Origin of the sequence: Nocardia sp. NPDC019219, from assembly GCF_040632645.1 — a bacterium.
In the GTDB taxonomy this organism is placed as follows: domain Bacteria; phylum Actinomycetota; class Actinomycetes; order Mycobacteriales; family Mycobacteriaceae; genus Nocardia; species Nocardia sputorum.
Map to the genome: position 1 here is coordinate 273,666 of NZ_JBEYCG010000001.1, position 6,993 is coordinate 280,658.

At 69.0% G+C, this 6,993-nt stretch carries 8 protein-coding genes; 4 read left to right on the plus strand and 4 right to left on the minus strand.

Going from position 1 to position 6,993, the window contains the following annotated elements; all coding sequences use genetic code 11:
* Positions 1–16 precede the first annotated feature (16 nt).
* The gene (locus ABZ552_RS01265) at positions 17–415 is read left to right on the plus strand and encodes a DUF3054 domain-containing protein (protein ID WP_357435140.1); all 399 of its coding nucleotides are present in this window, start codon (positions 17–19) and stop codon (positions 413–415) included.
* Here ABZ552_RS01265 and ABZ552_RS01270 read toward each other — a convergent pair.
* A complete protein-coding gene (locus tag ABZ552_RS01270; protein ID WP_357435142.1) occupies positions 386–2,023 on the minus strand; it encodes an NTF2-like N-terminal transpeptidase domain-containing protein in 1,638 nt (545 codons plus the stop codon). The two genes, ABZ552_RS01265 and ABZ552_RS01270, sit on opposite strands and share 30 nt — an antisense overlap.
* A 419-nt stretch (positions 2,024–2,442) precedes the next feature.
* Here ABZ552_RS01270 and ABZ552_RS01275 point away from each other — a divergent pair, with 419 nt between their 5' ends.
* Both ABZ552_RS01275 and aroQ read left to right on the plus strand, forming a co-directional pair.
* Positions 2,443–3,042 (plus strand): hypothetical protein, encoded by a 600-nt coding sequence (locus ABZ552_RS01275; protein WP_281876279.1) that lies wholly within the window; start codon positions 2,443–2,445, stop codon positions 3,040–3,042.
* A 38-nt stretch (positions 3,043–3,080) separates the two neighbouring features.
* On the plus strand, positions 3,081–3,530 hold the full coding sequence (gene aroQ, locus ABZ552_RS01280; protein WP_281876280.1) for a type II 3-dehydroquinate dehydratase: 450 nt from the start codon (positions 3,081–3,083) through the stop codon (positions 3,528–3,530).
* Here aroQ and ABZ552_RS01285 read toward each other — a convergent pair.
* Both ABZ552_RS01285 and ABZ552_RS01290 read right to left on the minus strand, forming a co-directional pair.
* Positions 3,527–3,973: a nitroreductase family deazaflavin-dependent oxidoreductase gene (locus tag ABZ552_RS01285; protein ID WP_281876281.1), complete on the minus strand. Its 447-nt coding sequence runs from the start codon at positions 3,971–3,973 to the stop codon at positions 3,527–3,529. The genes aroQ and ABZ552_RS01285 overlap by 4 nt on opposite strands.
* 270 nt (positions 3,974–4,243) lie before the next feature.
* Positions 4,244–5,119 carry an NAD(P)-binding domain-containing protein gene (locus ABZ552_RS01290; protein ID WP_281876282.1) on the minus strand — a complete coding sequence of 292 codons (876 nt, stop codon included), beginning with the start codon at positions 5,117–5,119 and terminating at the stop codon, positions 4,244–4,246.
* A gap of 143 nt (positions 5,120–5,262) precedes the next feature.
* Between ABZ552_RS01290 and ABZ552_RS01295 the strand changes: the two genes are divergently transcribed.
* The gene (locus tag ABZ552_RS01295; RefSeq protein ID WP_281876285.1) at positions 5,263–5,613 is read left to right on the plus strand and encodes a helix-turn-helix domain-containing protein; all 351 of its coding nucleotides are present in this window, start codon (positions 5,263–5,265) and stop codon (positions 5,611–5,613) included.
* On the opposite strand, the gene ABZ552_RS01300 is transcribed toward ABZ552_RS01295, so the two are convergent.
* Positions 5,610–6,728, minus strand: a complete 1,119-nt coding sequence (locus tag ABZ552_RS01300; protein WP_281876287.1) for a glycerate kinase — start codon at positions 6,726–6,728, stop codon at positions 5,610–5,612. The two genes, ABZ552_RS01295 and ABZ552_RS01300, sit on opposite strands and share 4 nt — an antisense overlap.
* Positions 6,729–6,993: the final 265 nt, after the last annotated feature.

Sequence of the window (6,993 nt, forward strand, 5' to 3'; positions counted from 1 at the left end):
CGTTACGCTGGCCCGCGTGAGGAAATTGCTGCCGTTCGTGCTCGATGCGCTGCTCGTCGTCGTCTTCTGCGCGATCGGCAGGCGCAGCCACGACGAGGCGGTGCTCGCCGGACTGCTGCGCACCGTATGGCCGTTCGCGACGGGATTGGTCGTCGGCTGGCTCGTCGTGGTGTCGCCGCGGTGGCGCGCCGCCGCTGACGCGCGGTTCGACATCACCGCCCTGTGGCCCGCCGGGGTCGTGATCTGGGCCTGCACCCTGGCCGTGGGCATGCTGCTGCGCGTGGTCAGCGGGCAGGGCACGGCGGTGAGCTTCGTCCTGGTGGCCGGCGTCGTGCTCGCGGTGTTCCTGCTCGGCTGGCGCGCGGTGACCGAAGTCGTCCGGCGATCACGGTTCCGGAGTAGCCAGCGCCTGTAGCATCCGGGCCGCCATCCGCGGGGTCGCGTCCTTGCTGTCCACGTCGTTGATGTGGATCGCGAAGACCAGATCGCCCATCGCCCCGATCAGCCACCCGTCCGGGCCCGCGGTCGCGGCGAACGCGTCGACGTCGCGGTAGCGGCGCACACTCGCGAGCTCCGGCGCGTTCGAGGCGTCGCGCAGCATGGCGCGCAGCCGGTCGGCGGTCTGCGGCGGGAGCGGGTCGAGCCGGGCATCGGTGGCGCTCGGGCGACCGGCCTCGATCATCGGCGGCGGCACCGACCCGCGCACGATCGTGGCCGCGGCGATGGCCATGCCGAACGGGCTGGCCAGCACGGCGTCCGAACCGCCACCCTGCGACACCTGCTCCGCGCTGCGTCCCGCGACGGCCAGACGGCCGGTGACCTCGTCGAGGCCGGGCACCTTGAAGTCGATGCCGACGCCGAGCGCGGTCGCCGCTTCGGCCGCGTCCTGCACCGACACTTCCTGCGGCGCCTTTCCCTTCGCCGACGCCGCGACCGCGCGGAACAGTTCCATGGCGCCGCCCACCGGATACAGCCCGGTGAACGCCACCGACCCGTGCTCACTGGCCTGGCTGTTCTGCGCGACCGCCACCACCGCGCCGGTGGACGGCTGGATCGCCACGATCGAGGCCTGCGTGGGCACGCTGACCACCGCGTCCTCCGCGGCACGCTGCAAGCGCTGATCCATCGTGCCCGCGATGTCCGGTCCCGGCGGACCCTGCTGGCCCGCGAGCTGAGTGATGAACCGCCCGTCCTGCTCGAACAGTTGGACGCCCCATCCGGAGTGCGCCTCCTGGCTTTCCTGCTGTACCTTGCGCAGCGCGTCGAGCATCGGCGACCAGACCCGGCGGTCGGCGGAGATCAGCCGGGGCTGCTTCTCCATCACCACACCGGGAATCGGCGCCATTCGCGGTTCCAGGATCGCGAAGTCACCCTCGCGCAGGTTCACCGCGACGATCGGCTTGCCCTGCGAGGTGGCCAGCTGCTGCATCAGCGACGCCCCGGTGATCAACGGCGCGACCGGCTCGATGGCCTTGGCGAGGGCGTCGGTGGACGCGATCGGGTCGGGCATCTTGGCGGGATCCAGTTTGACGACGTTGATGACCTGCTCGGTCATCAACGGCTCACCGGCGATGTCGTTGACTCGCGGCGCAGGCGTCGGATAGGTGCGCACCAGTTGCACCTTCCGGTTGTGCGTGAGCTGGGGCATCACGACCGCGGGCTCCCAGGAGATCCGCCAGCCGATGGCCAGCTTGCGCACGTTGCCTTCCAGGCTGTAGTTCCAGGTCTTCTTCTCACCGAAATTCCACTCGACGTCCATGCTGAAGATCGCCGACTCGGCATCGAGACCGATGAACTGGGTCTTGCGGTAGTCGACCTTGGCGCCCTGCAGCCCGGTAAACATTTGCTTAAGGGTTGCTGTAGCCGCGGTGGGGTACGACGTCAGGTCTGCCGCCTTGGTGTAGTCCTGATCGTCGAGCAGATCGGTGAAGCGCTCGACGACCGCTTCGGCTTCGTTCTGCTTCTCGTGTATCCCGCACGACCCGATCCCGAGCGCGAGCGCCGCCACCCCCATGAGTGCCATTGCGCCGCGAACACGAAAGCGGCGGGATCCCCACACGTCCATGTCGCCCACTCTTCACTCTTGTCACTCCAGTAACAAGACCACCGTACCCGAAAAAGACCAGACCGCGATGCCTCCGTAGCGCGGACGTTACCCATGCTCAGCATCCCAATTCTGCCCCGGGATGTCGCATCTCGGGGGGCCTTTCATGATCATCGCCCAGCCGGTCGGCGGCAACCGGCGCCGCTACCGTACCGGCCTTCTCGAAAAGTCGCGCGGTTACCGCCGCCCTCGACGTTTCGAATCAATAAATACCCCTAAGGGTGCGGATCGAAGCAATCGGACCCCTGTTCGCACACAGCGGAACCCCCAGCGGCGCATTGAGAAGTAATCTTGTAATCACTGAAAGCACCGCAGAGCAGTAAGTAGGTGACCCGCCAATGAGAAACGCACACCGCGGCCGGGGCTTCGGCCGCACGGGCGGCTGGCAGCAGGCCGATCTGCCGGACCCGTCGGACGTGCCCGACTGGTTCGCCGGAAGATTGCCGAATGACTGGTTCACCGGCCCGCCGGTGATCGAGGTGGACCGGGACGAGATCGTCGTCATCGGGGAACTGCCGATTCCGCAGCCGGAGAAGAAGCCGGACGCCGACGACGCCGGCGCTTCGACCGAAGAAGTGCCGCGCGCGACGAAGGAGGGCGCGGTCGCCCGGTTCCGCGAGTCGACCCGTCCGGCCCGCATGCAGATCGCGAACGAAGCACAGCACCGCTACCGGCGCAATGTGGCCTGGGGCGTCTCGGTGGACGGGGAACGGATCATGTTCACCCATCTCGCCGTCCCCGTCATGACCCGGCTGCGCCAGCCGGAGCGCAAGGTGCTCGACACCTTGGTCGACGCGGGCGTCGCCCGTTCCCGCGCCGACGCGCTGGCTTGGACCGTGAAGCTGGCGGGCAAGCACGCGGAGACGTGGCTGGAGGAACTGCGCGAGGCCATGCGCAAGGTCGACGACCTGCGCTCGGAAGGTCCACAGGGGCTGTAGCCGGTCGGGCCCGGCGGCGGCGCGGTATCTTGCCGTGCATGGCTGCGACCGCGACGCCGGGCCCGATCCTGGTTCTGAACGGCCCGAACCTCAACATGCTCGGCACCAGGCAACCGGAGGTGTACGGGTCGGCGACGCTGGAGGACGTGGTGGAGTTGTGCCGGCGGACGGCGGCGAGGTTCGACCGGGAGGTCGTCGCCTTCCAGTCCAATTCCGAAGGCGCGCTCATCGACCGCATCCACCAGGCGCGGGGTGCCGAGTCGGGCATCGTGATCAATCCCGGCGGACTCACCCACACCTCGGTGGCGCTGCGGGACGCGCTGGTGATTCCGGAACTGCCGATCGTCGAGGTGCACATCAGCAACGTGCACGCGCGCGAGGAGTTCCGGCATCACTCCTACATCTCCCCGATCGCGACCGCGGTGGTCGCGGGCATGGGCATCCAGGGTTACGCCGCCGCCATCGAATTCCTCGCCCGCCCGAGTTAGTTCAGCTGGAAGACCGGGAACCCCGGCGCGATGGCGGCGAGTTCCTCGTCGGTGGCGTCCTTGGTCACGCCCTCGAAGAACCTGCCGACCTCCCAGCCCCACTTCCGCAGGTAGAGGCGCAGCAGCGGCACCTTGTCGGCGTCGGCCACCTCGGTGGCGGTGAACGCCTCGACCTTGCGGCCGAGGCGGAGTTCGCCGCCGCCCGCCACGCGCAGGTTACGCACCCACTGCGTGTGCCCACGCGGCGCGACGAGGAAGCGCTCGCCGTCTTCCCGCACCATCAGGTTGACCATCGTGGTGCGCCACTCGCCGCTCTTGCGCCCGCGCACCGCCAGCAGGCGCGACCCCATCACGCTGATGCCGAGCTTGGGCAACAGGTTGGCGATCCGGTTGAAGATCGCGTCGAATCCGGCGGGGCCGATGTAGCGGGTGCCGAGGTCCATGACTACTCCTTATTGTGAGCACTGCTCTCTATAGAGAGAAGTGTTCCACACACGACGCGGCGTAGTCAAGAGCACTGCTCTCGTTTCACGAATCGGCCGCACGATGACGGCGTTCACTCGCTCGCGGCCGTACCGGTTGATCCAGCGGTCGGCGTTGGCGTTGATGGGCTGCATATCGACCCCGGAACGCAAACCGGCCTCGCGAAGCCGGTCGGCTCCTCGCACGGACGAGGAACCGGCCGATTCGGCGAGGCCGGATAACAGGATCGGTCAGGGATTGCGGAGGAGGGCGTAAGTGGAGATGGGCTTCCCCGCCTCCTCGCTGGCGGCGACGGCTTTACGCCACAGCCCCTGGGCGGTGTGCGAGAGCACGGCGTCCACGCCGACTTCTTCGCTCGCGTCGATGACGTGCTGCGCGCCCGCGTCCATCATCTTCAAACTCGCCAGCGACGCCCAGCCGCCGTTCTGATTGGCGACCGAGAACTCCTCCATGAAATAGGGGAATGCGGCGGCGGAGCGGATCGCGAACGGGACGAAAGCGGCGATGTCGTGGCCGGAGCGGTCGATCATCGCCGTGGCCTGGTCGAAGGCGAGCAACCAGGGATGGAAGATGGTCAGCAGCCCCTGGTAAAAGACCTGCGCCAAGCCGTCGTCGGCGCCGAGGTACTCCTGCGGGCTCAACGGCCGCAGCAGCTCGGCGTGCGCGTCGAACACCGCGCGCGGGCCGCTGTAGAAGATGTAGGACGCCGGATGCGTGATGTTGTCCCCCGCCGACATGACGCCGCCGGAGAGGAACTGCGCGCCGTGCGAGCGAACCCACTGCGCGCCTTTGCGGGCCTTCTCCGGCGAATCGGACGACAGGTTCGCGATCACCTTGCCCTTCAGATGGCCGGTTGCCGGGCCGAGCACGTCGTACATCGCGGCGTAGTGGGTGAGGCTGAGCACGGTGACCTCGTTGGCGTCCAGCGCGTCGGCGACGGTCGCGGCGCGCTTCGCGCCGAGTTCGACCATGGCGTCGGCCTTCTCGGGGCTGCGGTTCCACACCGTCACCTCGACGCCCGCGGCCAGGAAGGCCCGGACCATCGCCTGACCCATCGGCCCGAGGCCGACGACGGAGACAGCGCGGGCGGTGTTCTGCTCGGACATGATGTGTCCCTTCGGTTCTCGTGATTACGTGGATCGGCGCCGGTGTTCATCGTCGTTCCCGCAGGTAGGGTCGGGAAGACCGAACGTCGAGGTGCGGTTGCTTACCTCGAGGTCCGAAACGAGGTCAGAGGAGCGCGGTGGGCATGAGCGGTGACGCGGATCACGAAGTGTGTGGCATGACGGTCGCGATCGATGTCGTCGGCGGCAAGTGGAAGATGCACCTGATGTGGGTGCTCGGCGCGGGCCCGCAGCGCTTCGGCCACATCCGCAGGCTGCTCGACGGGGTCAGCGAGAAGGTGCTCGCCGAGAACCTGCGCCAGCTGGAGGCCAGCGGCGTGGTGCACCGCGAGGTCTATCCCGAGGTACCGCCCCGGGTCGAATACTCGCTCACCCCCCTCGGCGAGGAACTGGCCGTCGCGCTGCGTCCGCTCGAGGAGTGGGGCGACCGGCACAAGACCGAGCTGGCCGCGAACCTGCTGGCGTCGGCGAGCTAACCCAGCCACTCCTCGGCGATCCGCCCGCCGACGCGTTCGAGCAGCGCCGCCGCCTCGGATATCGAGCGTTCCGGGTCGGAGGTCAGATCGGCGAGCGCATAGCAATCAGCGAAACCCGCGGACCGGATCTCCTCGGGCGTGAGCAGCGTGCGGCCCGCCACGGCGATCACCGGCACGCCTGCCTTCCGGGCGGCCGCGCACACGCCGATCGGCGCCTTGCCGTGCAGGCTCTGCCGATCTAGCGATCCTTCTCCGGTGACCACGAGGGTCGCGGTGGTGAGCAAGGCGGGGAAATCGAGCGATTCGAGCACCACCTCGATACCGCTGCGCACCCGAGCGTCCAGTACGGCGAGCGCGCCGAAACCCGTACCGCCCGCCGCGCCCGCGCCGGGGAGCCGCGCGAACTCGGGGCCGACGAGCCGCGCCCACATCGCGAGCGCGTTTTCGAGAACGTCGAGGTCGGCGGGCCCGGCGCCCTTCTGTGGCGCGTACACCGCCGTCGCGCCGGTCGGTCCGAGCAGCGGATTGTCGACGTCACAGGCCAGCGTGATCTCGGTACCGGCGATACCGGGGTGCAGGCCGGAGCGGTCCAGCCGCGCCGCGCGGGTCAAAGCCGCTCCGCCGCGCGGCAATTCGCGCCCCTCGTCGTCCAGGATGCGAACGCCGAGCGCCTGCACCATGCCCGCGCCGCCGTCGGTGGAGGCGCTGCCGCCCAGACCGAGCACGATCTCGCTCGCGCCGTGCTCCATAGCGTGCGCCAAGACCACACCGAGCCCATATGTGCTCGCCCCCAACGGGTCGGGCTGTCCCCCGGGTAGGTGCGCCAGCCCGACCACGGCCGCCAATTCGACGACAGCCTTCGTACCGTGCCGGGCGTAGGCCGTCGGGTGCGGTACCCCGGTCGGTCCCGGCGCCGTCACCTCCACCCGCGTCCAACCCGCCGCGACGAACGCCTCGACCGTGCCGTCGCCCCCGTCGGCCACCGGCACTTGCCGGATCTCGGCACCCGGCGCCCGCTTCCGCAGTCCGGAAGCCAGGGCCGCCGCCACCTCCGGCGCGGCGAGCGACCCCTTGAACTTGTCCGGAGCGAGGATCACTCGCGCGGCGGATGTCATCCCCACATTCTGGGACGCGACCGGACGAGCCGCACCACGACACCCGTCACGCCGTGATCCCGGCTCTCGACGGCGACCGACCCGACTGCACTCGCGCGTGGGGACGCTCAGCTGACAGACAGCGGGGCCCGGTCGGCACAGTCACGACACCCGCCACGCCCGCGATGGCGGCCGACATGAACTGCCCTCGCGTGTGGGGACGCTCAGCTGACAGGCAGCGGGGCCTGGTCGGCGCAAGTCACGACACCCGCCACGCCCGCAATAG

Excerpts from the sequence above, each read along its gene's own strand:
- ABZ552_RS01300 (WP_281876287.1), bottom strand. The coding sequence starts at position 6,728 with ATGACATCCGCCGCGCGAGTGATCCTCGCTCCGGACAAGTTCAAGGGG.
- ABZ552_RS01290 (WP_281876282.1), bottom strand. The coding sequence starts at position 5,119 with ATGTCCGAGCAGAACACCGCCCGCGCTGTCTCCGTCGTCGGCCTCGGG.
- ABZ552_RS01275 (WP_281876279.1), top strand. The coding sequence starts at position 2,443 with ATGAGAAACGCACACCGCGGCCGGGGCTTCGGCCGCACGGGCGGCTGG.
- ABZ552_RS01270 (WP_357435142.1), bottom strand. The coding sequence starts at position 2,023 with ATGGCACTCATGGGGGTGGCGGCGCTCGCGCTCGGGATCGGGTCGTGC.
- aroQ (WP_281876280.1), top strand. The coding sequence starts at position 3,081 with ATGGCTGCGACCGCGACGCCGGGCCCGATCCTGGTTCTGAACGGCCCG.
- ABZ552_RS01295 (WP_281876285.1), top strand. The coding sequence starts at position 5,263 with ATGAGCGGTGACGCGGATCACGAAGTGTGTGGCATGACGGTCGCGATC.
- ABZ552_RS01285 (WP_281876281.1), bottom strand. The coding sequence starts at position 3,973 with ATGGACCTCGGCACCCGCTACATCGGCCCCGCCGGATTCGACGCGATC.